This window comes from Bradyrhizobium sp. USDA 326, from assembly GCF_049739485.1.
Taxonomy (GTDB): domain Bacteria; phylum Pseudomonadota; class Alphaproteobacteria; order Rhizobiales; family Xanthobacteraceae; genus Bradyrhizobium.
Genome location: NZ_JBMGQA010000001.1, coordinates 2,316,571 through 2,342,663, shown reverse-complemented (window position 1 = coordinate 2,342,663; position 26,093 = coordinate 2,316,571). Strand labels below are relative to the sequence as shown.

General features: G+C 64.7%; 18 protein-coding genes. 4 read left to right on the top strand and 14 right to left on the bottom strand.

The features are described from left to right. Nucleotides 1–15 precede the first annotated feature (15 nt). The 11 genes from ABIG06_RS11115 to ABIG06_RS11065 all read right to left on the bottom strand — a co-directional run bounded on the left by ABIG06_RS11115 (nt 16) and on the right by ABIG06_RS11065 (nt 16,395). Nucleotides 16–1,065 carry a sensor domain-containing diguanylate cyclase gene (locus tag ABIG06_RS11115; protein ID WP_370136400.1) on the bottom strand — a complete coding sequence of 350 codons (1,050 nt, stop codon included), beginning with the start codon at nt 1,063–1,065 and terminating at the stop codon, nt 16–18. Then, the gene (locus ABIG06_RS11110) at nt 1,065–4,175 is read right to left on the bottom strand and encodes a bifunctional diguanylate cyclase/phosphodiesterase (protein WP_370136398.1); all 3,111 of its coding nucleotides are present in this window, start codon (nt 4,173–4,175) and stop codon (nt 1,065–1,067) included. Before ABIG06_RS11110 ends, ABIG06_RS11115 begins: the two co-directional genes overlap by 1 nt. 174 nt (nt 4,176–4,349) lie before the next feature. Beyond that, on the bottom strand, nt 4,350–5,435 hold the full coding sequence (locus ABIG06_RS11105) for a branched-chain amino acid ABC transporter permease (RefSeq protein WP_370136397.1): 1,086 nt from the start codon (nt 5,433–5,435) through the stop codon (nt 4,350–4,352). After that, nucleotides 5,432–6,442, bottom strand: coding sequence for a branched-chain amino acid ABC transporter permease (locus ABIG06_RS11100; RefSeq protein WP_370136396.1), 1,011 nt, complete (start codon nt 6,440–6,442; stop codon nt 5,432–5,434). Before ABIG06_RS11100 ends, ABIG06_RS11105 begins: the two co-directional genes overlap by 4 nt. Beyond that, a complete protein-coding gene (locus ABIG06_RS11095) occupies nt 6,439–7,161 on the bottom strand; it encodes an ABC transporter ATP-binding protein (protein ID WP_370136393.1) in 723 nt (240 codons plus the stop codon). The genes ABIG06_RS11100 and ABIG06_RS11095 overlap by 4 nt, the downstream gene beginning before the upstream one ends. Next, nucleotides 7,158–7,934 carry an ABC transporter ATP-binding protein gene (locus tag ABIG06_RS11090; RefSeq protein ID WP_370136391.1) on the bottom strand — a complete coding sequence of 259 codons (777 nt, stop codon included), beginning with the start codon at nt 7,932–7,934 and terminating at the stop codon, nt 7,158–7,160. Before ABIG06_RS11090 ends, ABIG06_RS11095 begins: the two co-directional genes overlap by 4 nt. 169 nt (nt 7,935–8,103) lie before the next feature. Further along, on the bottom strand, nt 8,104–9,288 hold the full coding sequence (locus tag ABIG06_RS11085) for a substrate-binding domain-containing protein (RefSeq protein WP_370136390.1): 1,185 nt from the start codon (nt 9,286–9,288) through the stop codon (nt 8,104–8,106). Nucleotides 9,289–9,395: 107 nt separating this feature from the next. Further along, entirely contained in the window at nt 9,396–11,420 is a 2,025-nt protein-coding gene (locus ABIG06_RS11080; protein WP_370136389.1) for an acyl CoA:acetate/3-ketoacid CoA transferase, read from the bottom strand. A gap of 243 nt (nt 11,421–11,663) precedes the next feature. Then, nucleotides 11,664–13,106, bottom strand: a complete 1,443-nt coding sequence (locus ABIG06_RS11075) for a sigma-54 interaction domain-containing protein (protein ID WP_424578277.1) — start codon at nt 13,104–13,106, stop codon at nt 11,664–11,666. A 157-nt stretch (nt 13,107–13,263) separates the two neighbouring features. Further along, nucleotides 13,264–15,000 (bottom strand): putative bifunctional diguanylate cyclase/phosphodiesterase, encoded by a 1,737-nt coding sequence (locus ABIG06_RS11070; protein ID WP_199751472.1) that lies wholly within the window; start codon nt 14,998–15,000, stop codon nt 13,264–13,266. Nucleotides 15,001–15,429: 429 nt separating this feature from the next. Further along, on the bottom strand, nt 15,430–16,395 hold the full coding sequence (locus tag ABIG06_RS11065) for a sensor histidine kinase (RefSeq protein ID WP_370136388.1): 966 nt from the start codon (nt 16,393–16,395) through the stop codon (nt 15,430–15,432). Nucleotides 16,396–16,574: 179 nt separating this feature from the next. Here ABIG06_RS11065 and ABIG06_RS11060 point away from each other — a divergent pair, with 179 nt between their 5' ends. Further along, nucleotides 16,575–17,411, top strand: coding sequence for an SDR family NAD(P)-dependent oxidoreductase (locus ABIG06_RS11060; RefSeq protein WP_370136387.1), 837 nt, complete (start codon nt 16,575–16,577; stop codon nt 17,409–17,411). Between the two features lie 141 nt (nt 17,412–17,552). Here the strand turns inward: ABIG06_RS11060 and ABIG06_RS11055 are convergent, their stop codons facing one another. Together ABIG06_RS11055 and ABIG06_RS11050 are read right to left on the bottom strand one after the other, a co-directional pair. Next, nucleotides 17,553–18,929, bottom strand: a complete 1,377-nt coding sequence (locus ABIG06_RS11055) for a cytochrome P450 (RefSeq protein WP_424578276.1) — start codon at nt 18,927–18,929, stop codon at nt 17,553–17,555. 192 nt (nt 18,930–19,121) lie between these two features. After that, a complete protein-coding gene (locus ABIG06_RS11050) occupies nt 19,122–20,357 on the bottom strand; it encodes an LLM class flavin-dependent oxidoreductase (protein ID WP_370136383.1) in 1,236 nt (411 codons plus the stop codon). 274 nt (nt 20,358–20,631) lie between these two features. Here ABIG06_RS11050 and ABIG06_RS11045 point away from each other — a divergent pair, with 274 nt between their 5' ends. Next, nucleotides 20,632–22,044: an MFS transporter gene (locus ABIG06_RS11045; RefSeq protein WP_370136382.1), complete on the top strand. Its 1,413-nt coding sequence runs from the start codon at nt 20,632–20,634 to the stop codon at nt 22,042–22,044. 140 nt (nt 22,045–22,184) lie between these two features. After that, entirely contained in the window at nt 22,185–23,372 is a 1,188-nt protein-coding gene (locus ABIG06_RS11040; RefSeq protein WP_370136380.1) for an extracellular catalytic domain type 1 short-chain-length polyhydroxyalkanoate depolymerase, read from the top strand. Between the two features lie 206 nt (nt 23,373–23,578). Here the strand turns inward: ABIG06_RS11040 and ABIG06_RS11035 are convergent, their stop codons facing one another. Continuing rightward, entirely contained in the window at nt 23,579–24,259 is a 681-nt protein-coding gene (locus tag ABIG06_RS11035; protein ID WP_370136378.1) for an MBL fold metallo-hydrolase, read from the bottom strand. A gap of 182 nt (nt 24,260–24,441) precedes the next feature. Between ABIG06_RS11035 and ABIG06_RS11030 the strand changes: the two genes are divergently transcribed. After that, nucleotides 24,442–26,043 carry an alpha-amylase family glycosyl hydrolase gene (locus ABIG06_RS11030; RefSeq protein WP_370136376.1) on the top strand — a complete coding sequence of 534 codons (1,602 nt, stop codon included), beginning with the start codon at nt 24,442–24,444 and terminating at the stop codon, nt 26,041–26,043. Nucleotides 26,044–26,093 lie beyond the last annotated feature (50 nt).

Genomic DNA, 26,093 nt, shown 5'->3' with positions numbered 1-26,093 from the left:
CGATGGAAGCACGCTTCAGGCCGATTTGCGGCTGACCGGGGCCGGAACCGGCTCTCCGTTGCGGGCGGCGATTTCGGCAAGCACCCGTTCGGCGCAGATGACGCGGTTGCGGCCGAGGCGTTTGGCCACATAGAGCGCCTCGTCGGCGGCACCGAGCAGCCGGTCCGGGCTGCCGTCGGCACCACCAGGAATTTGGCTGGCGACGCCGACGCTGAGGGTGACGTGGTGGCCGGCGCCGATGGCGCCATGGGTGATCGCTAAGGCCATCACGGCGCAGCGGATCGCCTCGGCCACCATGCAGGCGCTGTCGCAATCCATGTCGGGGAGGATCAGCGCAAACTCCTCGCCGCCATAGCGGCTGGCGAGATCGAGCGGGCGCACCGCGTGCCGGCTGACGACGGCGGCAACCGCGCGCAGGCACTCGTCGCCGCTCTGGTGGCCGTGGCGGTCGTTGAACAGCTTGAAATGGTCGACATCGACGAACAGCAGCGCCAGCGGCTTCTGCGTGCGCTGGGCGCGGGCCCATTCGCCCAGCAGCATCTGGTCGAAGGCGCGGCGGTTCGCCAGGCCGGTCAGCCCGTCCTTGGTGGCGAGCTCCTTCAGCGACATCTCGGCGCGCTTCTGGTCGGTGAGGTCGCGCAGCGTCTCCACCACCGCGATCAGCTGGCCGGCCTCGTCGTGGATCGGGCCGGCGTCGATGGCGAGATAGAGCTGGCTGCCGAGCTTCGGCATCACGCACCAGTTCTCCGCGGAAAAGCCGAGCCCGTTATGGCCGCGCGCGGCATATTCCGAATAGTATTCCGGCAGCTGCTCCGGACGGTCGAGCGCGACGAGGTCTGCAAGGCAGGGGCGCCTTGTCTCGTAGAAGGCCTGCCAGTGCTTGCCGGTGCCGATCACCTCGGAGGCGGCGACGCCGGTCAATCGCTCGCAGGCCCTGTTCCAGATCACCACACGGCGCTTCGGGTCGATCACGAAGGTGGGCACCACCAGGTGCTGCATCAGCCGCACCGCGTAGGAATCCGCAACGTCGACGGCTTTGGCCGGAGCTGTCCTCGATCTCGCCATCAGGCCACCGCAGCCACGAGCGCGGGGGCGCCGGGGCCGAACAGCTTTCGCACCTCGCTGGCCGGCTTCGGCGCGCTGAACAGATAGCCCTGCATCTGCGTGCAGCCGAGCGCGCGCAGCATGTCGCGCTGTGCCTCGGTCTCGACGCCCTCGGCGACCGTGGTCATGCTGCTGGCGGCCGCAATGTTCACCACCGCCTGCACGATCACGGGCGAGCCGCTCGCCTCTGCGATGTCGGCGACGAAGCAGCGGTCGATCTTGATCTTGTCGAACGGGAAGCGTTTCAGATAGCTCAGCGAGGAGTAGCCGGTGCCGAAATCGTCGAGCGCGATGCGCACGCCGATCGAGCGGAGCTGATGCAGGATCGAGAGCGCCGCCTCGTCGTCGCGGATCAGCACGGCCTCGGTGATCTCGATCTCGAGCCGACGCGGGTTCAGGCCGGAGGCGGCGAGCGCGCCCGCAATCCGCAGCGCCAGCGTGTCGCATTTGAGTTGCACCGGCGAGACGTTGACCGCGACGCGCACATGCGCCGGCCAGGTCGCTGCCTCGTTGCACGCCATCCGCAACACCCAGTCGCCGAGCTCGTTGATCAGGCCGGTGTCCTCGGCGACGGGAATGAACTCCGCCGGCGAAACCATGCCGCGCTCGGGATGCCGCCAGCGCAGCAGCGCCTCGCAGCCAGACACTTCGTTGCTGCGCAGGTCGACCAGCGGCTGGTAGTGAATCTCGAAGCCGCCATTCACGAGGGCCAGCCGCAAATCCTGCTCCATGTTCAGGCGTGCCTTGGCGCTCGCATCCATCTCCGGCTCGAAGAAGCGGTGGGTGCGGCGTCCATTGGCCTTGGCGCCGTACATCGCGAGGTCGGCGTTCTTGATCAGCTGATCGAGATCGGCGCCGTCCTGCGGCGCCAGCGCAATTCCGATGCTGGCATCGGTGGAGAGCTGATGGCCGAGACAATGATAGGGCTGCCGGATCGCCTGGAAGATCCGCGCGACGAAGGACAGCACGTCGGCGGAGGATGCGATCCCGGTCTGAATCACCGCGAATTCGTCGCCGCCGAGCCGCGCGATCAGGTCGCCCTGCTTGAGGCAGCCGCGGAGACGGTCCGCGATCGCCTTCAACAGCTCGTCGCCGACGTGGTGGCCGAGCGAGTCGTTGATGCCCTTGAATTCGTCGACGTCGATGTAGAGCAGTGCGAACTGTTGGCCGCCTGCGACCTTCGTCAGCTCGCGTTCGATCTGCTCGCGGAACAGGGTCCGGTTCGGCAGGTCGGTGAGCGCATCGTAATGCGCCAGATGCGCGATCTTCTCGTCGGCGTCGCGCCGCTCGGTGACGTCCTCGACGACACTGATGAGGTAGCGCGGCTCGCCGGACCTGTCGCGAATGCCGATCCGGGTCGAGGTGACATAGCGCAGCCCCTTGGTCTGGCTTCGCCAGGGATGTTCGTCCTTGAACAATCCGTTGGCGGCCTGCAGCGCTCTGCTGTCGTCCTCGGTGACGAGTCTTGCGGCTTCGTCCGGGTAAAGATCGAAGGGGGTCTTGCCGACGATGACTTCGCGCGATTGGCCGAATTGCTGCTCGGCGGTCCGGTTGATCAGCAGATATTGCCGCGTTCGGGCGTCCTTCACCGTGATCTGCGAGGGGATGTGATCGATGATCTCGCGCAGAAATGTATGGTTGCGGTCGCGCTCCTGCTCCAGGTTGCGGCGCTCGGTGATGTCTTCGATCGTGGCGACCCATCCGCCCTGTGCGAGCGGCGTGTTGATGATCTGGAAGGCGCGGCCGTTGGCCAATTGATGTATTCTCGTGGAGACCGTGCCTTCGGCGACGACCCTCATCACCTCGGCGCAAAATGCTTCCACGTCGCCGTCGAACGCGTCGCGCTCCTTGCGATGATACATCGCCTCGCGGATGTGGCAGCCCGGCTTGATGACGTCGTGGGAGAGGCCGAACATGTCGGCGTAGCGTCGGTTGCAGGTGACGATGTAACCGGCGGCGTCGTACAGGATCAGCCCTTGCGACATGTTGTTGAGGGCGGTGTCGAGCCGGAGCCGTTCCGCCTCCAGCCGCTCCTGTGCCTCGCGGTTCTGCCGGTTGATCTGGCGGATGATCAGATAGAGGATCATCGCGATGACGACGGCTGAAAGCGCGGCGGTCGTGACCATGAAGCCGGTCTGCTGCCGCCAGTCCGCAAGGGCCGCTGCCGTGGTGTTGGTGCCGACGATGACCAGCGGGAAATGCGTCAGCGCCGCCGCCGAGCCGAGCCGCTCCTCGCCGTCGATGAGGCCCCTGACGCGGAGAGTCTGCTGGCCGCCTTTGGCGAGCACCTTCCGCATCAGTGGCGCATCCCTGAAGCTCTGCCCGATCAGCTCTTCCTGATGCGGATAGCGCGCCAGCATCTTGCCGTGGCGGTCGAACAGCGAGATGGCCGTACCCTCGGCGAGCGCGACAGATGCGAAATACTGCCGGTAGCTGTCCGGGTCGATCCGGCGCACCATCGCGCCGAGGAAGGTGCCGTTGGCGCCGGCCAACCGCCCTGCGACGATCGTGGTCCATTTGTTGATGATGAAGCTGCGGACGGATTCCAGCAGCACCGGTTCGGACTGCGGGTTCGTCTTGAACGCCTGAAAGTAGGCCCGGGACGAAACATTGATCTTGGGTAGCGGGTGGGCCCGCGACCAGTTGATCAGCTCGCCGTCGGCATCATAGATCGCGATGTCGCCCAGATGGGAAACGGAGCTGATCTTGCTGCGCAGCATCTGGTTCGTGTCGGTTCCGGACATGCGCTCGCGGAACATTGCCGGGGAGGTGATGTCGGCCAGGTTCATCTGTCCGATCAGATCGGCGGCGACGACGTCGGAGTCTTCGAATTGCTGATCGAAATGCCGCGCGATCAGCTGCACCGTGTTTTCCAGCTCGCGTTCGCGGTTGGCGAGGGTCCGCTCGCGAAATTCGCCGACGGTCATGGCCGTGACGGCGAAGATTCCGGCGACCAGAAACACGCCGCACAGGGTCAACCACAGGACGGGACTACGTCGCGCCAAGACCTCCCAGCCGCTCCTTGCGGCAAGAGACATTCCGGCAGCCACCGTAGAAAGGACCTGGCGCATTCCACCTCACACGAGGAACAGGAATACACCGCACAAATGGCGCAAACCTTAGGAAAGCAAGTTACCCAAGTATTAATCCGGTTGAGCAACGGTGTCCGCACCTCGCGCAGCGGGAAGCCCGTCACGGTTGTGCGGCGCGCGCAGCAAGCGCCGCGCTGCATCATTACCAACGGCTTAATGCGAGCTGCCGGCGCTCTTGTCGCCGCCGGTCTTGCGCAGCCGCCCGACAACGCCGGTCGGGAAGAAGTAGACGCTGGCGATGAACAGCAACCCCAGCCAGAGCAGCCAGCGGTCGGGATGCAACAGTCCCGGCAGCAGTGGGAGGCCGGCTTCGCCCGCCGCGTTCGAGGCAACGCCCATCAGTGACTGCAGATAGTTCTGGGCGAGGATGAAGATGGTGGCGCCGATGATCGCGCCGTAGATCGTGCCCATGCCGCCGATCACGACCATCAGCAGAATGTCCAGCATGATCGAGAAGCTCAGCGAGGTATCGGGACCGGCATAGCGCAGCCACAGCGCGTTCAGGATGCCGGCGCTGGCGGCCACGAGCGCCGCGAGGCAGTTGGCATAGGTCAGGTGGAATACGGTACGAAAACCGAGCGCCTCGGCGCGAAACCGGTTTTCGCGAATTGCCTGGAGCACGCGCCCGAACGGCGAGTTCACGACGCGCAGCAAAGCGAGGATCATCAGCGCCGAAACGGCGAACACCAGATAGAAGGTCAGGATCCGGCCGTTGATCTCGAAGCCGAACAGGTTCTTGGAGATCAGCACGGTGCCGGGGCGCAGCAGCTCCGGCAACTGGAAGCTGCGTCCGTCCTCTCCGCCCGTCAGCCAGGACAGCTGGGAGGCCAGCACCTGGAAGGCGGAAGCCACGGCCAGCGTGATCATGGCGAAGAAGATCGCCGCGACGCGCAGCGAAAAGAGCCCGATGGCGAGCGCCAGCAGAGCCGCGAGCGGCAGGCCGACGACGATTCCGGTTGCGACCGCGGCCCAGTTCGGGCCCATTCCGTACAGCGCGATCGCAATGGCATAGCTGCCGATGCCGTAGAACATGGTGTGGGCGAACGACACCGAGCCGGTATAGCCGAGCAGGAGGTCGTAGGAGGCGACCAGCGCGGCGAAGACGCAGATCTTCGCCGCGACGTTCAGCGCCTTGGCCCCCGGAAACAGGAATGGCGTCGCCGCCAGCGCCAGGATGATGACGACGAGAACAAGCGTGAGCACGCGGCTCCGCGGCGGATCGCCTGAGAGGATCATCATCGGCTGGTCACCGCATAGAGGCCGCGCGGCCGCCACATCAGAATGGCGACCATCAGCAGAATGTTGGACACGAGGGCGAGTTTTGGCACCAGGAAGCCACCGTAATTGGCAACCATGGCGACCAGGATGGCACCGATGAAGCAGCCGCCGATCGACCCCAGGCCGCCGATGATGACCACGATGAAAATGAGCACCGTGAGGTCGTCGCTCATGGAGGCGTGCACCTGTTCGCGATAGAGCGCCCACATCACGCCGCCGAGGCCGGCCAGCGCCGATCCCGTCATGAACACGCCGAGGAACAGGCGGCGGATGCGATAGCCGAGCGCCTCCACCATCTCGCGGTTCTCGACGCCGGCGCGGATCAGGAGGCCGACCTTGCTGCGGTTGAGCACGAGCTGGATCGCGATGAAGATGGCGAGGCCGATCAGCATCGCCAGCACGCGGTACTTGGCGATCGCGACGTCGCCGAGAATAAAGGAACCGCGCAGCGACGCCGGCAGCGGCATCGGGATGATCTGCGGTCCCCACAGCGCATAGAGCGTCTGCTCGGCGACGATCAGGCCGCCGGTCGTCATCAGGATCTGCTTCAGATGCTGGCCGTAGACCGGCAGGATCAGCACGCGTTCGACGACCAGGCCTAGCGCGCCGGAGACCGCCATCGAGAGCAGCGCGGCCGGGGCCAGCACCGCGAGGTTCATCCAGAGCGAATCCGCCTGAATGGACGCCGCGAACGGGGCCAGAACCAGCGTGGCCACATAGGCGCCGACGGCGATGAAGGCGCCGTGACCGAAATTGAGCACGTCCATCAGCCCGAACACGAGTGTGAGTCCGGAGGCCATGATGAAGATCATCATGCCCATGGCAAGGCTCGCGGCGGTCAGCGTCAGCCAGGAAGAGGTCGAGCCGATCAGCGGGATCATCAGAACGGCGAGCGCCATCGGCAGCAGGATCGGGGCGATGTCGCGCTTCGGCTTCGGCAGCGGATCGTTTGCGGCAAGGTCAGTCACTGATGCGCCTCCAGGCTCAGGCCGAGCAGCCGCTCTTGCAGCGGCACGTCGGCGGCGAGCGCCGCCATCTTACCGCGATGGACGATGGTGCCGTTGTCCATGACCAGCACGTTGTCGCCGAGCTCGCGGGCGGCAAAGAAATTCTGCTCGACCATCAGGATCGTCGCACCCTTGCGCTTGATCTCCTTCAGGCACTCGATCAGCGCCATGACGATGGCCGGTGCCAACCCCTTGGTCGGCTCGTCGATCAAGAGGAGCTTGCGCGGCTCGACGATCGCGCGGGCGATCGAGAGCATCTGCTTCTGCCCGCCCGAGAGGCTTCCCGCGCGCGACAGCCAGAACCGGCGCAGCGCCGGGAAGAAGCCGAAGATCCAGTCGAGCTGGGCATCGTCGAGCGGCCCGTCGCGCGCCGCCAGCACCAGGTTCTCCTTGACCGTGAGGTCCGAGAACACCGCCATGCTCTCCGGCACGTAACCGATGCCGAGCCGAGCGATGTCGGGCGTGGCAAGGCTCTCGATGCGCATCCCGGCGAGGCTGATTTCGCCGCTTGAGGCCTGCCAGAGGCCCATGATGGTGCGCAGTGTCGTGGTCTTGCCGGCGCCGTTGCGGCCGAGCAGCATCGTGACCTGTCCTTGCGGCACCGCAAGATCGATGCCCTGAAGGATGTGGTAGCGACCGATATGGGTGTGCACGCCGGAGAGTTTCAACAGGTCACTCATGCTGCACCCTCGGTGGCATTCTTGGGCGCGACGCCGAGATAGGCTTCCTGCACGATCGGCGAGGCGATCACTTCTGCGGGTGGGCCATCGGCGACGAGCTGGCCGTTATGCAGCACGATGATGCGGTCGGCGAGCGAGCGCACCACGTCCATCTTGTGCTCGACGAGAAGGATGATCTTGCTCTTGTCCTGCTTGAGCTGCGCGATGAGGTCGAGGACGACTGGCACCTCGTCGATGCTCATGCCTGCGGTCGGCTCGTCGAACATGAACACCTTTGGCTCGAGCGCGATCATCAGCGCGACCTCGAGCTTGCGCTGATCGCCATGGGACAGCGCGGTCGCGGCGACGCCGCGGCGGCTGCCGAGCGCGACCCGGTCGAGGATGGCGTCGGCGCGCGCGATCAGGTCGCGGCGCACCATCCAGGGCCGCAGCATGTCGTAATGGGTGCCGCTCGCGGCCTGCACTGCGAGGCGCACGTTCTCTTCCACCGACAGGTTCGGGAACAGGTTGGTGAGCTGGAAGGCGCGGCCGAGGCCCGCGCGGGTGCGCATCGGCGCGGACTGCCCCGTGATGTCGGTGCCGTCGAACAGGATGCTCCCGCTCGTGGCGCGCAGCTGGCCCGAGATCAGGTTGAAATAGGTGGTCTTGCCGGCACCGTTCGGCCCGACGATGGCGGTGAGCTCGCCCGGGCGAAACGTGCAGGAGACGTTGTTGACCGCGACATGGCCGCCGAAGCGAATAGTGAGGTCGCGGGTTTCGAGGGTGAGAGACATTGGAGTCCGGCGAATGATGGAACGGCGATATGTCCGCGGTCGCGGTGCGCCCCCTCCCCCGCTTGCGGGGGAGGGTAGGGGAGAGGGTGTGTCCGCAAGCGAGAACCCCCAAGAGGAGAAAGCCCTCTCCCGGCCTCTCCCGCAAGCGGGAGAGGTGAAGCGAGAAAGCCTACCGCTTGTTCTTGATCGGAACGTCCATGTCCTCGATCTTCAGCTCGCGCACCGGCTCGAGCACGGCCCAGGCGACGTTCGGATCGACCTTGACCTTGAAGTGATACATGCTCTGCAGCGCCTGATGGTCTTCTTTCCGGAACACCATCTTGCCCTTCGGCGTATCGAACTCCAGGCCTTCCATCGCCGTGATCAGCTTCTCGGTATCGGTCGACTTGGCCTTGGTGACGGCGGCGACGACGGACATCGCTGCGGCGAAGCCGCCCGCGGTGAAGAAGTCCGGCGGTGCGTTGAAGCGCTTCTGGTGCTCGGCGACCAGCCAGTCATTCACGGGGTTCTTCGGGATGTCGTAGAAGTAATAGGTCGCGCCTTCCATGCCAGGCAGGCCCTTATAGGCGGCGAGCGCCGGCAGGATGTTGCCACCGGTCGAGAGCTCGATGCCGTAGCGCTTCGGGTCCATGTCCTGGAGCTTGGCCAGCGGATTGCCGGCGCCGGCCCAGATCACCCAGATCACCTTGCGGCCCGGCTTGTCCTTCAGCGCGTCGAACAGGCGCTGGCCGACCGCGGTGAAGTCGGTGGTCGAGGTCGGGGCGTATTCTTCGGCGGCGAGCGTCGCGCCGGTCTTGGCGAGCGCCTCCTTGAAGGCGGCGACGCCGTCACGGCCGAACGCATAGTCCTGCGCCAGCGTCGCCACCGTGACGCCCTGCTTGCCGATCGCGACCGCGTTGGAGATCGCGTCCTGCGACGAGTTGCGCCCGGTGCGGAAGATGTAGCGATTCCACTTCTCGCCGGTAATCTGGTCCGCGACCGCGGGCTCGACGATCAGGATCTTCTTGTTCTCCTCGGCGACCGGGAGAATGGCGAGCGCCGCCGCCGACGAGGTCGTGCCGATCGCGATGTCGGCCTTGTCGTCCTGATAGGCCTCCGCGAGCGCGGCCTTGGCCAGATCCGGCTTGCCTTGGTCGTCCTTGGTGATGACAACGATCTTGCGGCCGTCGAGCGTCATGGTGCCCTTGGTGGCGTATTCAAAGCCCATCTTCAGGCCGGTCTCGGTCTGCTTGGCGTAGGCCTCGAGCGGACCGGTCTTGCCGTAGATCAGCGCGATCTTGAGATCGTCGGCCTGTGCGGAGGCGCCCGCGCCGAGCGCGAGAATAGTTGTTGTTATGATGAGTGATCGACGCACGATGGTCCCTCCTGATCTGAAGTTTCTCGGTAACAGCGATTTGCACAAGCTTGCGAACATTGCAATTGAACCTTCCGGTGGCGCGGGCTGGCCTTTGCGGGCATGCATCATTTTTGGGGCTGCATCGCTGCGCCGGCCTCGACCTGGCGCCAGTCCGACTGCGCTTCCTCCGCACTTTCGAAGATATGCGGCGCGACGCCGCGTTTCTCCAGGGCTTCACCCAGCTTGATGCGCAGGAAGCCCGACGTGGTATAGCGCGATACGCCGGAATAGAAGCGATCGACGAGGCTGCGCACCATGGCCGAATAATCGTCCATCAGCTCCGGCAGGATGGAAAAGTTGTCATAATTGACGATGGCGTAGACTCTGCGCCCGAGCGGCGCCAGCCTGGTCTCGACGATGGAGGCGATGGCGTCGATCTCGGCCTTGCTGCGCAGCGGATAGCGTTCCAGATTGACGAAGAACAGGTTCTGCTGCTCGTCCAGCGTGAAACGCTGGTCGAGCGGGATGGTGAGCAGGCGCTCGCGCAGGTCCATCAGACCCTCGCCGAAGATGCGCGGGTCCATCAGCACAGGGTCGCGCGGGATCAGCGGCTTGAAATCCATCAGGCGCAGGATGTCACGCTCGATGTCGATGCCGGGCGCGACTTCGGTGAGCTCGAGCCCGTCGCCCCTGAGCTCGAACACGCAGCGCTCGGTGACGTACAGCGTGCGTTGCTTGCGCGCGGCGGCAAACGGGCCGCTGAAGGTGACGTGCTCGACATTCTCGACGAACTTGCGCGACTTGGCCTCGTCGAGGATGACGAGTTTCCCGTCGCGCACGGTGACGCGTTGCTTACCCGCACCGAACGTGCCGACGAAGACGACCTCCTTGGCGTTCTGGCTGATGTTGATGAAGCCGCCGGCCCCGGCAAGCTTCGGCCCGAACTTGCTGACATTGAGGTTGCCGGCGCGGTCGACCTCGGCAAGTCCCAGGAAAGCGGCATCGAGGCCGCCACCGTCGTAGAAGTCGAACTGGTAGGGCTGGTCGATCACCGCCTGCGTGTTGATCGCGGCGCCGAAATCGATGCCGCTCGCCGGGATGCCGCCGATCACGCCCGGCTCCGCCGTCAGCGTGATCAGATCGATGATCCGCTCCTCGTTGGCGACCGAGGCGATTCCCTCGGGCATGCCGATGCCGAGATTGACGACGCTGTTGGCCTTCAGCTCGAGGGCGGAACGCCGCGCGATGATCTTGCGCTCGCTGATCGGCATCACCGGCAGAGAGGCGGCGCGGACGCGGATCTCGCTCGAGAAGGCGGGATTGTACTGCGTGCCGAATGTCTGCCAGTGGTTCTCGGGCCTCGCCACGACCACGCAGTCGACGAGAATGCCGGGAATCTTCACCTGGCGCGGATTGAGGCTGCCGGCTTCGGCCACGCGCTCGACCTGGGCGATGACGATGCCGCCGGAATTATGCGCCGCCATGGCGATGGCGAGCGCTTCCAGCGTCAGCGCCTCCTTCTCCATGGTGAGATTGCCGTCGGGATCGCCGGTGGTGGCGCGGATGATCCCGACCTGAATCGGAAACGTCTTGTAGAGCAGGCACTCTTCGCCGCGCAGCGTGATCAGCTCCACCATGTCCTCGGTGGTGCGTGCGTTCAGCCTGCCGCCGCCGTGCCGGGGGTCGACGAAAGTGCCCATGCCGACGCGGGTGATGTGGCCGGGCCGGCGTGCGGCGATGTCGCGGAACAGATGCGTGATCACGCCCTGCGGCAGGTTGTAGGCCTCGATCTGGTTAGTGATCGCGAGCTGCTGCAGTTTGGGCGCAAGGCCCCAGTGCCCGCCGATCACGCGCCGGACCAGGCCTTCATGCGCGAAATGATTGAGGCCGCGGTGCTTGCCGTCGCCTTGTCCAGCCGCATAGACCAGCGTCAGATTGCGCGGCTTGCCCTGCGTATAGGGTGCATCGCCCTCGTGGGACAGATAGAGCTCCTCCAGCGCGATCGCGATCTCCTCGGCAAAGCCGATGCCGACGAAGCCGCCGGTCGCCACGGTGTCGCCGTCGCGGATCAGCATGACGGCCTCCGCCGCCGAGACGACCTTGCCCTTCTCGGAGTTGCGCAAGTAAGGCAGAGCTGGGTGGTGGCTCACGGCGTTCCTCCCGATTCCTTCGACCGTATGCCGTTATTGTTTTGCGTTGATCTTATCGTGGAGATCGGCCCTGGAACAGCTTGCTCCCCATGAGAGAAGGCAGCAGAGAGCAAGGTCTGCGCCAGATGCCCTCAATGCGCGGAAAGCGGCCAAAGCTAAGGCGATTTCCGCATGTCCGCGGGCAGGGAGTAGCCGGGCACCGTGTTCGGAATCCGAGACTCCGGACAGAGGGAGTCTCGAAACTCAGACGGCAGCCGGTCCCGTGGCGAGGCCGAACTTGGCGAGCTTCTTGTAGAAGGTCGCGCGCGAGATCCGCAGCATCCTGGCGGCCTCGGTGATCTGGCCGTTGCTGGCGGCAAGCGCCTGCTCCAGCGTCTGCTTTTCGAACTCGGCCTCGGCCTCGGCGTAGGGCACCACCGCTCCGGCCGGGCGCGCGGGCGGTGCAAGCCTGACCTCGGTGTCGACGGGGAGGATGCGCGCGACATCCTCGCCGGTCAGCCGCCCGGAATCGCTGAGGATCAGCGCGCGCTCGAGGATGTTGCGGAGCTCGCGGACATTGCCCGGCCAGTCATAGCGCGCGAGCGCGGCGAGCGCGCTCGGTGTGATCTTCGCCTTGACGTAGTCGCCCGATCCGCTGATGTCGTCGAGCAGCCTGGCGCAGATGTCGGGGAGATCATCGAGGCAATGGCGCAGCGGCGGCAGCTCGATCGCGAGCACGTTGAGCCGATAATAAAGGTCGGGCCGGAACGCGCCGTCGCTGACGCGCTTGCGCAAATCCACATTGGTGGCGGCGATCACGCGCACGTCCACCTTCGAGATCTTGTCCGAGCCGAGCGGCTCGATCTCGCGCTCCTGGAGCACGCGCAGCAGCTTGGCCTGCAATTGCAGCGGCATCTCGCCGATCTCGTCGAGGAACAGCGTGCCGCCGTCGGCAATGCGGAATTTGCCCTCGCGCCCCCTGCGGTCGGCGCCGGTATAGGCGCCCGGCGCAGTGCCGAAGAACTCCGACTCGATCAGCGTGTCCGGGATGGCGGCGACGTTGACGCTGACGAACGGCTTCTCCGCGCGCGAGGAGGCGTTGTGAATCGCCTGCGCCAGCATCTCCTTTCCCGTTCCGGTCTCTCCGGTGAGCAGCACGGTGACGCTCTGCCGCGCTGCACGGCTTGCGAGCTCCTTGGCCTGCGCGATGGCGGGCGTGCTGCCGACGAAATCGGCGAACGTGAAACGCGCCGCGCGGGCGTTGGACAATTGCCGCCGCGCCAGCCGCAGATCGCTCTCGAGCTGGGCGACGCGGGCGAGCAGCGGTTTCAGGCTTTCGAGATGATCATAGAGCACGAATCCAATCGCGCCGATCACCGTCCCGTTCTCGTCCTCGATCGGCATGCGGGTGACGACGAGCTGCTCGCCGCCGAGCGCCATGATGTCGAGCAGGATCGGCTCGCCGGTCTCGGCCACCTTCCGCATCAGGCTGTTCGGGATGACCTCCTCGATCGAGCGGCCGATCGCCTCGCCGGCATGGTTGAGACCGAGCGCGGCAAGGTATTTCTCGTTGACGTAGACGACACGTCCGCCGCGATCGATCGCAATGGCACCTTCGCAGAGCTGTTCCAGCCGCGCGAACAGCGTCTCCATCGCGCGCGCACGGAGATAGACGGGATCGCTGATCGAGGAGGAAGGCGCAGACATGAGATACCTCGGGGAGGTCCGCCTGTGTATTAGCAAAAGGCCAGCAATTTCAAAGGGGGAAAAGGCGCTCAAGAGGGAATAGCGCTGAAGTCAGCTCAGCATTTGCTGTCGTCCCGGGGCGCGTAGCGAACCCGGGACGACAGCGAGATTGCAGCCCCTACCGCCGATACCCGCTCGCCCGCGAATAGCCCTGGCGGTTCTGCTGCATCGGGCGGCTCGCCACGCTGACCCGCGCTTCGCTGGAAACGGGCGTTGCGAGCTTCAGCTCCTCCAGGAAGATCGGCCGGGAGAAGTAGTAGCCCTGCGCGAAGCGGATCTTCGTTGCCGCCTGGAGATAGGCGAGCTCCTCGTAGGATTCGATGCCTTCGGCGATCACCGTCATGCCGAGCGCTTCGCTCAAGGATTCGATCGCGCGCAGGATGCCCTGGCTGCGCGGGCGCTTGTGGATGTCGGTGATGAAGGAGCGGTCGATCTTGATCTCGTCCGCGGTGATGTCGGCCAGCGCCGAAAGCGAGGAATAACCTGTGCCGAAATCGTCGATGGAGATGCCGACGCCGAGCTTGCGGAACATCGGCAGGATCTCGGCCTGGAAATGATTCTTGGCGACGAAGGCGTCCTCCGTCACCTCGATCATGAAGCGCTGGGGAAAGCCGGTGTCGTCCAGCGCCTGCGCAAAGCTGCGCATGAACTCCGGATTGCCGGCCTGCTTGGCGGCGACGTTGATGCTGATGATCGCTTCCGCGCCGAACGTGTCGTTGATCAGGTCGATCGATTTGACGATCTCGGCGAGCACGAGATGAGTCAGCTCGTCGATCAGCCCGAGCTCGCCGGCAAGATTGATGAACGAGCCGGGGGCCTGGATCACGCCTTCGTCGTCGCGCAGGCGCACCAATGCCTCGATGCCCTTCACCGCCTGTGTGCGGATGTCGACCTTGGACTGGAAGGCGCAGCAGAAGCGCTTTTCCAGGATGGCGAGCCGCAGCGACTGCTCGACCTTCATCCGCGCCTGCGCCTCCCGCTCCATGCTGGCGTCGAAGAAGGCGGCCAGTCCCTTGCCGTCGTTCTTGATGCGGTACATCGCGATGTCGGCGTTCTGTCGCAGCGTCTCGAAGCTGCTTCCGTGGTCGGGATAGAGGCTGATGCCGACGGAGGTCGATGCAAAGACTTCCGAATTGTCGATGAAGAACGGTGCGGTCAGCCGCTCCAGCGTCGATTGCATGAACTCGGCGACTTCCTCCTGGCTCTGGATCGGGGAGAGCAGCAGCAGGAATTCGTCGCCGGAGATGCGCGACAGCATGTCGGAATCGCGCAGGTCGCGCCCGAGCCGCCTCGACAGCTCGACCAGCAGCGCGTCTCCCACGGAGTGGCCGTAATAGTCGTTGATGTGCTTGAAATTGTCGACGTCGAGAAAGGCCAGCGCGAAACGCTCGGCGCCACGATCTTTCGCGAGCAGATTATTGGCGTGATGCTCGATCACGCGCCGCGAGGGCAACCCGGTCAGCTCGTCGAAATAGGCCGAGCGGAACAGCTGGTCCTCGAAATTCTTCTGTTCGGTGATGTCGGAGGACGCCGAGATCAGGAGCTCGCGTCCGGCGAGGCGAACAGGACGATGGGTCGTGAGCAGCACCTGCCGCGCGGCGCCGACGTGAAGCGCCTCCTCGGTCACGACCGCCTGCCCGGCGCTCAGTGCCTGCCGGCAGGCTTCGTGTCGCGGAGCCAGATCGGGTGAGGGACGGCTGCCGTCCATGCCGAGCTGGGCGGCGGCGGCGTCGTTGACCAGCAGAAGCTCGCCATGCGCGTCCTGCACGGTGAGGCCGGCCGGCAGCATTCTAACGATTTCCTTGAGAAAACTGAGCTCGGCTTCAGTCGCGCCGGAATATCGATTGTCGTTCATACAAGTCATGAATCTTGTTGTTTCGGCGCGCCTTTGCAATGGGCGCGATCTTGGGCAGTTCCCTCTTAAGTTTGGTTAAGGGGCTAGGAGAAATACGGGGGTGTTTTGGAGAAAACTTGCGACGATGCGACGCGCGCCGGCGATCGTCATTAACAGAGGGTCAATGCGTCAAGTGAAACTGCGAGCGAGGTATGCGCGTGGGAGCGATTTCGCTGCTGCGGCCATCCTTCGAGATGCCCGCCGTGGGCGGGCCTCAGGATGAGGACCGGAGTGCGCTGCGCGATATCACGCGAGCACCGATGCCGCTTAGTCTCATGCTGAGGAGACCGCGAAGCGGTCGTCTCGAGGACGAGGCGCGTGCTCATCTCGCGCAATATCGCAAATGCGCTTGCGCCATGCCGCAAGCGGGAGGAGCGGACCTCTCGCGTTCTATTCGCTTCGTGGGATTCGGCACTGCATGATGCAATGCAGCCCGGTCTTCAGATACGAGATCTCGGTCCTGCCATCGAAGGACGACAATGCCGATTTCAGCAACTTGGTGCCGAAGCCGGGCTCGGACACCTTGTCCACACTCGGCCCTTCGGTTTCGTCCCAGGTGATGGTCAGGCGGTCGTCGCTGATGGTCCAGGACACCTGTAACAGGCCGCGCGGCGAGGAGAATGCGCCGTACTTGCCCGCATTGGTGGCAAGCTCGTGAAACATCAATGACAGCGTGACTGCGAGCTTCGGCGGCAGGAACAACCGATCGCCATTGAGGGTGAAGCGGACATGGCCATAGGGACCGAGTTCCGAGATCAGGAGGTCGCGGATATCGCAGCCGCCCTTGTCGATCCGCGAGATCAGATCGTCCGTTGCGGCCAGCGAGCGCAGCCTGGGATCGACCCGGGCCCAGACCTGCGGGTGGTCGTGCAGCACCTGGTGCAGCACGGCATGCACCGTCGACAGCTTGTTCTTCAGCCGGTGCTGGAGTTCCTCGACCAGCAGCTTGCGATACTCTTCTTCCTCGATGAGGCGTCTTGAGATCCGGCGCTGCTCGGCCAGCATGGTGCGATAGTGCTCGACACCCCAGATGGTTATCGCGCAGACGGCCCAGTAAAGCGCCAGCAGGGCAAACCGCGCGCGATCGGCAAAGGCATCGCCGAAATTCAGGACGACTCCGAGCACGCCGCCGATCAGCGCGGTGATCACGCCGATCCGGAATCCTCCCAGGGCAGCTGCAAAAAACACGGCCGGAAAGTAAGGCGTGAAGTAGATGTCCGGACGAACCTGAGCGAGCCCCCAGCGGACCAGGGTTGCGGCCAACAGGCAGATTGCCGCAAACGAGATGCTCAGACCGAGCGAAGGCGACGCCGCGCCCTGCCAGCCCTTGCGGAACTCGTCGATCAGCTTCCCCATGCGCAGCCCAGTTGCGATATGCGTTCGAACATCGAGCGGCCCGTGAGAATGTTACGCATGCCGCCCGCACAAGCATAGCTTGCCTTGTCGGAAGCGGGCAGGAATAGTGGCGGCTCCGGCGACGGCGGCGGCCGACATTCGCCATTTGGCATCAAATCGCTCGAAAACAGGAACATTCCATGGGCAGGCTGGACGGCAAGGTTGCGGTGATCACGGGGGCGACAAGCGGGATCGGATTGCGCACTGCGGAAGTCTTCGTTGCCGAAGGTGCCAAAATTGTGATCGCGGGGCGGCGCGTACCGGAAGGCGAGGCACTGGCGAAGCAACTCGGGGCCAATTGCATCTTCCGCCAGACCGACGTTACGGTCGAAGCGCAGATGCAGGCGCTGATCGCGCTCGCGGTCGACAAGTTCGGCAAGATCGATTGCCTGTTCAACAATGCCGGCGGGCCGGCGCAGACCGGCGGCATCGAGGGCCTCGAGGTCGAGCGGTTCGACGCGGCGATGGCGACGCTGGTGCGCAGCGTCATGCTCGGCATGAAGCACGCCGCGCCCTACATGAAGAAGCAGGGGGCAGGCAGCATCATCAACAATGGCAGCATCGCCGGCCGCCTCGCCGGCTTCTCGTCGTCGATGGTCTATAGCGCGGCCAAGGCGGCGGTGATCCATCTCACCAAATGCGTGGCGATGGAGCTCGGCGAATCCAACGTCCGCGTCAACTCGATCTCGCCCGGCGCGATCGCAACAGGCATCTTCGGCAAGGCGCTGGGGCTCTCGACCGACGCGGCGGAGAAGACGCCGGCGGTGATGCGCGAGGTCTACAAGACCGCGCAGCCGATCCCGCGTGCCGGCCTTCCCGATGATATCGCCCATGCCGCGGTGTTCCTGGCCAGCGACGAATCCAGCTTCGTCAACGGCCACGACCTCGTCGTCGACGGCGCCATCACCGGCGGCCGCAACTGGAGCCAGCAGCAGCAGGGCTACGTGGCGCTGCGCAAGGCGTTCGATCAGGCGTAGCGGACAGCTTTCGTGCCCCGGACGCGGTGCGGCGCGAAGTGCCGCTCCGCAGAGCCGGGCCCATCTATCCGCAGCAGCTTGCCCTCTGGCTTTCTGAGTCCCGGCTCGCGCTGCGCGCGTCCGGGACACGAGAGTTGAGCGCTAAACCGCCTTCACGCGCACCCGCAGCCCGTCCCGTGGCTTCGGGATCGGCCACATCTGCCAGTCCGGCTTGTAGCCCGGCTCCAGCGACACCTCGATATTCTGCAAGAAGTGCCGCGCGAAACATTTCGCCTGCATGTAGGCGAAATGCAGGCCGAGGCACATATGCGCGCCGCCGCCGAACGGCACGAAGGCGAAGCGCTGGCGGCCACGCTGCGCTTCCTCGGTGAAGCGCAAGGGATCGAAGCGGGCCGGCTCCGGCCAGATGTCCTTCATGTGGTGCGTGTAGAGCGGATTGATGCCGACGGCGGTGCCGGCGGGGATCGCAAACCCCTTGAAGCTGAAATCGCGCATCGCGCGGCGCGGCATCGACGGCACCGGCGGCCTGATCCGTAGCGCTTCCTTGAACGCCATCTCCGACAGCGGCATCTTTTCGAGATCGTCGAAGCTGCTCGGCGCCCCCGGGGCAAGCCCGAGCGCGAGCACCTCCGCGCGCAGCCTGTCCTGCCATTCAGGATTGGCGGCGAGTTCGCCGATGAAGGAGGTCAGCGACGAGGTCAGCGTGTCGTGCGCCGCCATCATCAGGAAGCTCATGTGGTCGATGATGTCCTGCTCCGAGAGCAGCGCGCCGTCCTCATGGGTTGCGCGGCAGAGCTGCGAGAACAGATCGTCGCCGCCATGATTGCCGCGGCGCAGCGGAATCTGCTCCCGGAAATAGGCGACGATGCGCTTGCGTCCCTTCACCCCTCGCGCCATCTGGGTGCCGGGCAGGGGGCGGCGGACCGGCGAGACGGAGGCGGCGACCATGTCGACGAAGGCGCGGTTGATCTCGTCGACCTCCGGCCCGATATCGGCGCCGAGGAATGAGGCCGCAGCGAGATCGAGCGTGAGCTGCTTCATCGCCGGATAGAGCAGCATCTCCCCTCGCTTTACCTTCCATTGCGCGACGCGCGCAGAAATGCCGCGGTCGAGATCGCCGAGATAGGACTTCATCGGCCCGGACTTGAACGCGACCGACAGCGCCTTGCGATGCAGGCGATGCTCGTCGAAATCGAGCAGCATCAATCCGCGCGGAAACAGCAGTCCCAGAACCTTGTTCCAGCCATGCGTCGAGGAGAACAGCTTTTGCTGGTCGAACAGCACGAGCTCGTTGGCCTCGGGGCCGAGCAGCACGACGTTGGTCTCGCCGAAAAAATGCGTACGGTAGACCAGGCCGTATTTGGCGCCGTTCGCTTCGATATGGCCCTTTGGGTCGGCGAGCACCCGAAACGTCTTGCCGATGATCGGCCAGCCTTCGTCGCCGGGAATGTGGGTCAGCTCATTGCGCCTCGGCGGGGTGAACTGAAGTGCGGGGGCGGCCACATTCTGCATCGACATGACGATTGCTCCGGTTGGCTGACCGAACAGGCTCGCGGTCGCGCTCGACTGACAGAGCCAGCATAGCACGGTTGGACGAGAATGACGTGGCGGCTCTCACCTGCAAAAAGCGCCGCGGTGCGGTTCACCTCTTTCCGCCGGAGAGAGGTGAACCCAGCCAACCGCTCGCACCGATTCTACATCGCGTTGAGCCTACCGCTTCGCGGCTTCCTTCTGCAGATCCGGGGCGTTGACGGCGGGAATGGCGACGCGGCCGGGGCCGGTGACCTTCAACGCCTCGGCGGCCTTTTCGTTCTCCATGATCTTGGCCATCACGGCCTGTCCCGCACGCTCGAAGATCGCGCGGTTCTCGATCACGAATTTTTGCGACCTGCGCAGCCCGTCGATATAGCCGTTGATCTCCGGCACGACGTAGCGCGCCACCATGTCCCAGCTCCTCCGCGTCGCTTCCGGATTGGCCCAGTCATGCACGAAGCCGATGATGGCGCCGACGCCGCCGGAGACCTGCATCACGTTCTTGATGGTTTTGACGAGATCGTCGGGCGTGCCGATGGTGGACGCGGCGCCCTCGACGAAGGCGGTCTTGTCGACGGCCTCGTCCGGCGAGGAGAATGCGGTGAGGCCCGGCCGCTGCAACGTGCCGACATTATATTCGTTGTGCCAGCGCATCAGCCCGGCGCCCGCTTCGCGGCGCGCCTGCTCGCGGGTCTCGGCGATGTGGAAAGTCAGCAGCACGCGCCAGTCCGCACGGTTCACCGTGGTGCCGTGCTTCCTGGCGGCATCCTCGGCGAACTGCCATTGCTGCTGCAGCGACATCAGGCCCTGCGTCGTCATCGAGCCCAGCGAGATGATGCCGATGCCGTATTTGCCGGCGAGCGTCATGCCGGACGGCGAGATCTGCGAGGCCACCACGAACGGCATCTCCTCCTGCAAGGGCAGGATCTGCAGCGCGGCGTCGTTCATCGTGAACCAGTCGCTCTTGGCGGTGACGCGCTCGCCGTTGAAGAGGCGGCGGATGATGCCGATCGCTTCGTCCTGGCGGTCGCGCTGCGTCATCGGATCGATGCCGAGCGTGTGCGCATCCGAGGCGAGCGCGCCCGGGCCGGAGCCGAAGATGGCGCGGCCGCCGGTCATGTGGTCGAGCTGCACCATGCGCTGGGCGACGTTGAAGGGATGATGATAGGGCAGTGACACCACGCCGGTGCCGAGCTTGATCCGCTTGGTGCGCTCGCCGGCCGCGGCCAGGAACATCTCGGGCGAGGCGATCATCTCCCAGCCGGACGAATGATGCTCGCCGCACCAGAACTCGTCATAGCCGAGTGCGTCCAGCTGCTCGACGAGGTCGAGATCCCGCCGGAACTGGAGCATCGGATGCTCCCCGATCGGGTGATGCGGGGCAAGGAAGGCTCCGAACTTCAGGCGCGCCATGACGATCTCTCCGGTTTGATTTTCTGTTTGTTGAGAGGGTCAGGCTACGTGCCCGATGGCACGAAGGCAATCGCACGATGTCCCGTGTTGCGGAATGCTGGCATGCGTGGGTCTTCTTCCTCTTCTCACGCTTGCGTGCAGGCGCTCCACAGCGCCATGCCCGGGGCTTTCCCCTTCGCCAGTGGCGAAGGGCACGCGAATCCTACCTGTGAGGTAATCGCGACACCGTACGCGATCTGAAATCATCGGGCCGCGAGTCCAGATTCGTGCGCCAATGCATCAAATCGTCACAAAGCAAATCGATTCGTCCCGTCGTTGGTGGGTGCTGGCCATCGTCGTGGCCGCCCAGTTCATGTTCGGCGTCGACGCCTTCGTGGTCAACGTCGCCATTCCCACCATTGCGGTCGACCTGAAGGCTTCGCCGGCCCAGATCGAATCCATCATCGCGATCTACCTGATCGCCTATGCCACGCTGGTCGTGACCGGCGGCCGCCTGGGCGACATCCACGGCACGAAGATCGTGTTCCTCGCGGGCCTGCTCGGCTTCACCCTGACCTCGCTCTGGTGCGGCCTCTCGCAATCTGGGGCGGAACTGATCGTCGCGCGGCTGGCGCAGGGCGCGACCGCGGCGTTGATGGTCCCGCAGGTGCTGGCGACGCTGCACCTCTTGTTCACCGATGAGTCGCGCAGCCGTGCCTTCGCCATTTACGGTGTCGTGCTCGGGCTTGCGGGCGCCGCAGGCTTCCTGCTCGGCGGTTTTCTTGTCACAATCGACCTCGCCGGCGCTGGTTGGCGCTCGGTGTTCTTCGTCAACGTGCCGTTTGGCCTCGTCATCGCGGCTGCCGCCTGGCGCATCATGCCGTCGACATCGCGGCGATCAGGTACAAGGCTCGACATCAAGGGCAGCGTGGTGCTGTTCGCGGGACTGTTGTGCCTGATCGGCCCGCTGCTGTTCGGCCACGATGTCGGCTGGGCACCGTGGCTGTGGGCGGTGATGGGAAGCGGCGGCGTGATCCTCGCCGCGTTCCTGAAGCTGGAGCAGGCGGTCGCACGCGCCGGCGGCATGCCGCTGATCGACCTCACGCTGCTGGCGGACGCCGGTTTCCTGCGCGGCCTCGGCGCCGCCTTCTTTTTCTTCTTCGCCAATCTCTCGTTCTATCTGGTGATGACGCTGTTCATGCAGCGGGGCCTCAAGATCCCGCCGCTCGCGGCCGGCATGGCCTTCATTCCGCTCGCGCTCGCCTTCGTCGTGGCCTCGCGCCACAGCGGGGTGCGGGCGCGCCATCGCGGCACCAGAGTTTTGCTCGAAGGCTGCGCGCTTCAGGTCGTCGGCCTCGCCGCACTTGCGCTTGTCGCAGGCTGTGTCGATGCGCCGTCGCCGCTCCTGCTCGCGTTCACCATGATCATCTTCGGCTATGGTCAAGGATTGGTGATGGCGCCGCTCTCGGGCGCGGTGCTCTCGACGGTGAAGCCTGTCGCCGCAGGCTCGGCCTCCGGCATCTACGGCACCACGGCGCAGATCGGAAATGCGGCCGGAGTGGCCGCAATCGGTGCGGCATTCTTCGCCGTCGAAGCCCTGCAATCAGCGCGCGCAGGATTCCTCGCGTCGCTCGTGCTGTTTGTGACATTGATTATGATCTGTGCCGCATTTCTGGCGTGGATGCGTCGTGCATCGGTACGAAGTTGAGGCAATGCGGTTAATACCTGCCGATTTCAGCGGGATTTCCCGCGATTTTCGTTCGATTGACAGCGCACGGTCTTTTTATTTTGCAATGCAGCAACTATCTGGTTGGACTGACGTTGAACGTCGCCCACCAGGAAGCTGCCGTGTCGCTAGCCAAAAATATCGATCTCTTGAGACGTCTGCCGAGGCTGGACGGATTGCGCTTTGCCGAGCTCGGCCGCGGCGCTGATTCATCGAGCCCCTTGGAGGAGGTTATTGGCTTCGGCGACAATCCCGGAGCATTGCGCATGTTCACGTTCGTGCCGGCGCAATTGCAGAAGCCGCGCGCGCTGGTCGTCGTGCTGCATGGCTGCGGGCAAACCGCGGCGGCTTACGATCTCGGCGCGGGCTGGTCGACGCTGGCAAGGCACTATGGCTTCGCGCTGCTGATGCCCGAGCAGCAGCGCGTCAACAACGGCAACACCTGCTTCAACTGGTTCAATCCGGAAGATACGGTGCGCGGCAGCGGCGAGGCGCATTCGATCCGCGAGATGATCGCGCGCATGGTCGAGGCGCACCGCATCGATCACAGGCGCGTTTTCATCACCGGCCTGTCGGCCGGCGGCGGCATGACGTCGGTGATGCTCGCAACCTATCCGGAAGTCTTCGCGGCCGGCGCGATCATTGCCGGGCTGCCCTATGGCATCGCCTCGAATTTGCGCGAGGCGCTCGACGGCATGTTTCATTCCCCCGCGCGTCCCGCGCGCGAGCTCGGCGATCTCGTGCGCAGCGCCTCTGACCATGGCGGGCCCTGGCCGAAGGTCTCCGTGTGGCACGGCAGCGCCGACCGCACCGTCAATCCCGGCAACGCCAACGAGATCGTCAAGCAATGGCTCGACCTGCACGGCCTGCCTGACGCGCCGATGGCGGAGACGGTCGTCGACGGCTATCCGCGCCAGGCCTGGTGGAACAAGGACGGCGAAACGCTGGTCGAATCCTTCGCCATCACTGATATGGCGCATGGCACGCCGCTTGGGATCGCCGATAACGATCAGCGCTACGGCGTCGAAGGCGCGTTCCTGATCGAGGCCGGCATTTCCTCGTCCTACCACATCGCAAAGTTCTTCGGCCTCACCGGCTGGATTCCAGACGCGGCGACCAAGAAGGTGGAGGTCAAGGCTGCAATGAAGCCTGCAACGAAGCCGGCGCAGTCGCCCGCGCCGCATCTCGCCCGCTCGATCCGTGCAGCAATTGCCGAAGAGCAGGCCGAGCCGCAGCGAGAAAAGTCTCACGGCTTCGATCTCGGCCAGATCATCACGCGCGCGCTCACGGCGGCCGGGTTGATGAAATAGCTCCATCCCCGCTGTCGTCCCGGACAAGCGCGCCCCAAGCGCGCGCCGATCCGCGACCCATACTCCCAGGATTGAGTGAGGCGCCAAAGCGTAACTCCGAGTCCCCGTAACCACGTCTCCCTGTGATTATGGATCCGGATCTGCGCTTGTCCGGGACGACGGCGGAGTTTGTGGCGGACTGTCGGTGACGATAGCGGAGTTCGTTGCTACATCTCGCCGGTGATGAACGGATTGGTCATCCGCTCCTGGCCGATGCTCGAGCCTGCGCCATGGCCGCAGATGAAGCCGACATCGTCGCCGAGCGGCAGCAGCTTTGTCTTGATCGAATTGATAAGCGTGGCGTGACTGCCCCCGGGCAGATCGGTACGTCCGACCGAGCCCGCGAACAGGACGTCGCCGACATGGGCGAAGCGCAGCGCCTTGTTGAAGAACACCACGCTGCCGGGCGAGTGGCCGGGACAGTGGAAGATGTCGAACTGTAAGTCGCCGATCGACACGCTGTCGCCTTCGTCGAGCCAGCGGTCCGGCGCGAAATCGCGCACGCCGGTCATGCCGAAGCGGGCGCCGCTCTCGACCACGTTGTCGAGCAGGAACTTGTCCGCGACATGCGGGCCCTCGATCGGCACCTTCAGCGCATCGCGCAAGTCCGCAGCGCCACCGACATGATCGATGTGGCCGTGGGTCAGCCAGATCTTCTCCACGGTGACGCCGGTCTGCTTAATCGCGTCCAGGATCTTCGGCACGTCGCCGCCGGGATCGATCACCACGGCTTTCTTGGTGGGCTCGTCCCAGATGATGGTGCAGTTCTGCTCGAACAGCGTCACGGGAACGATGATCGCGCCCGCCTTGGGTGGCGAGGAGTCCTGGGTGTCAGTTTGCTCGGTCATGGCGCCACAATGCCGATTTTTGTCAGTCCGCCAAGCAAAAGATTCGCAAAAGATTCGGACGAGAGGTTCGGGAACAGCCGCGGCCCCCGTCACACGGCCGTCCCAATTGGCCTGCCAATTTGAACCCGGGCGTTGCTGTCGCGTTCTCCCGCGCAAGGCGCAGATTTTGGGTGGTCTTCGGCATGGCTCAAGGCAATGAGAATTGGTGGCGCGACGGCATCTTCTATCAGATCTATCCGCGCTCGTTTCAGGACTCGAACGGCGACGGCGTCGGCGACCTCGCCGGCATTCTCAGGCGGCTGCCTTACGTCAAGTCGCTCGGCGTCGACGCAATCTGGCTGTCGCCGATCTTTCCCTCGCCGATGGCCGATTTCGGCTACGACATCTCGGATTACGTCGGCATCGAGCCGCTGTTCGGCACGATGGCCGATTTCGACGCGCTGCTCGCGGCTGCCCATGACAAGGGCCTGAAGCTGATCCTCGATCTCGTGCCGAACCACACCTCGGACCAGCATCCCTGGTTCGTCGAGAGCCGCGCCTCGCGCGACAATCCCAAGCGCGACTGGTACATCTGGCGTGATCCGGCGCATGACGGCGGCGTGCCCAACAACTGGCTGTCCGAATTCGGCGGCAGTGCGTGGCAATTCGACGAGACCACGGGTCAGTATTATTATCACGCCTTCCTCGCCCAGCAGCCGGACCTGAACTGGCGCAATCCGGACGTCCGCGCCGCGATCTACGACGTGATGCGGTTCTGGCTGGACAAGGGCGTCGACGGTTTTCGCGTCGACGTGATCTGGCACCTGATCAAGGACGCCGAATTCCGCGACAACCCGCCCAACCCGCATTATGTCGAGGGCCGGCCGCCGAACGAGAAGATCCTGACGCAGTACTCGACCGACCAGCCGGAAGTGCACGATGTCATTGCCGAGATGCGGCGCGTTACCGATTCCTATGGCGCCCGCGTCTTGATCGGCGAGATCTATCTGCCGCTGCACCGCCTCATGGCCTATTACGGTAACGATCTCACCGGCGCGCAGATGCCGTTCAACTTTGCGCTGCTCTCGACCTTCTGGAGCGCGCGCTCGATCGAGACGATCATCGAGGATTACGAGAAGGCGCTGCCGAAGGGCGCCTGGCCGAACTGGGTGCTCGGCAATCATGATCGGCCGCGCGTGGCAAGCCGCGTCGGGCCGGAGCAGGCCCGCGTCGCGGCCATGCTGCTGCTGACGCTGCGCGGCACGCCGACGCTCTATTACGGCGACGAGATCGGCATGCACCAGCTCGCGATCGCGCCGGAGGACGTACGTGATCCCTTCGAGAAGAACGTGCCCGGCATCGGCGTCGGCCGCGACGGCTGCCGCACGCCGATGCAATGGGATTCGTCGAACTTCGCCGGCTTTTCGCAAGCGAGGCCGTGGCTGCCGCTGCCGGAGGATCATATCCGCGAGAATGTGGCCAATCTCGACGCCGATCCGCGTTCGATCCTCAATCTCTACAAGCGCCTGATCGACTTGCGGGGGGACTGTCCCCCGCTGGTCGCGGGCGACTATCATCCGATCTCGGCGCAAGGCGATCTCCTGATCTACCGCCGCGAGGCCGGCGGCAGGGCGGTCATCGTGGCGCTCAATCTCGGCCCCGAGCCGGTCGCGGTGACCACCAGCGCGATCCGATTCGGCAGCAGCATCCTGCTGTCGACGTTCCTGGACCGCGAAGGTGAGGAGATCGAAGGCGTGCTGGATTTGCGCGGCAATGAAGGCGTGGTGGTGGCGCCGCCTTCGTAGCCGTCGCAACGGTTGCGGATGACCGACGCTCTCTCCCCGTCATTGCGAGG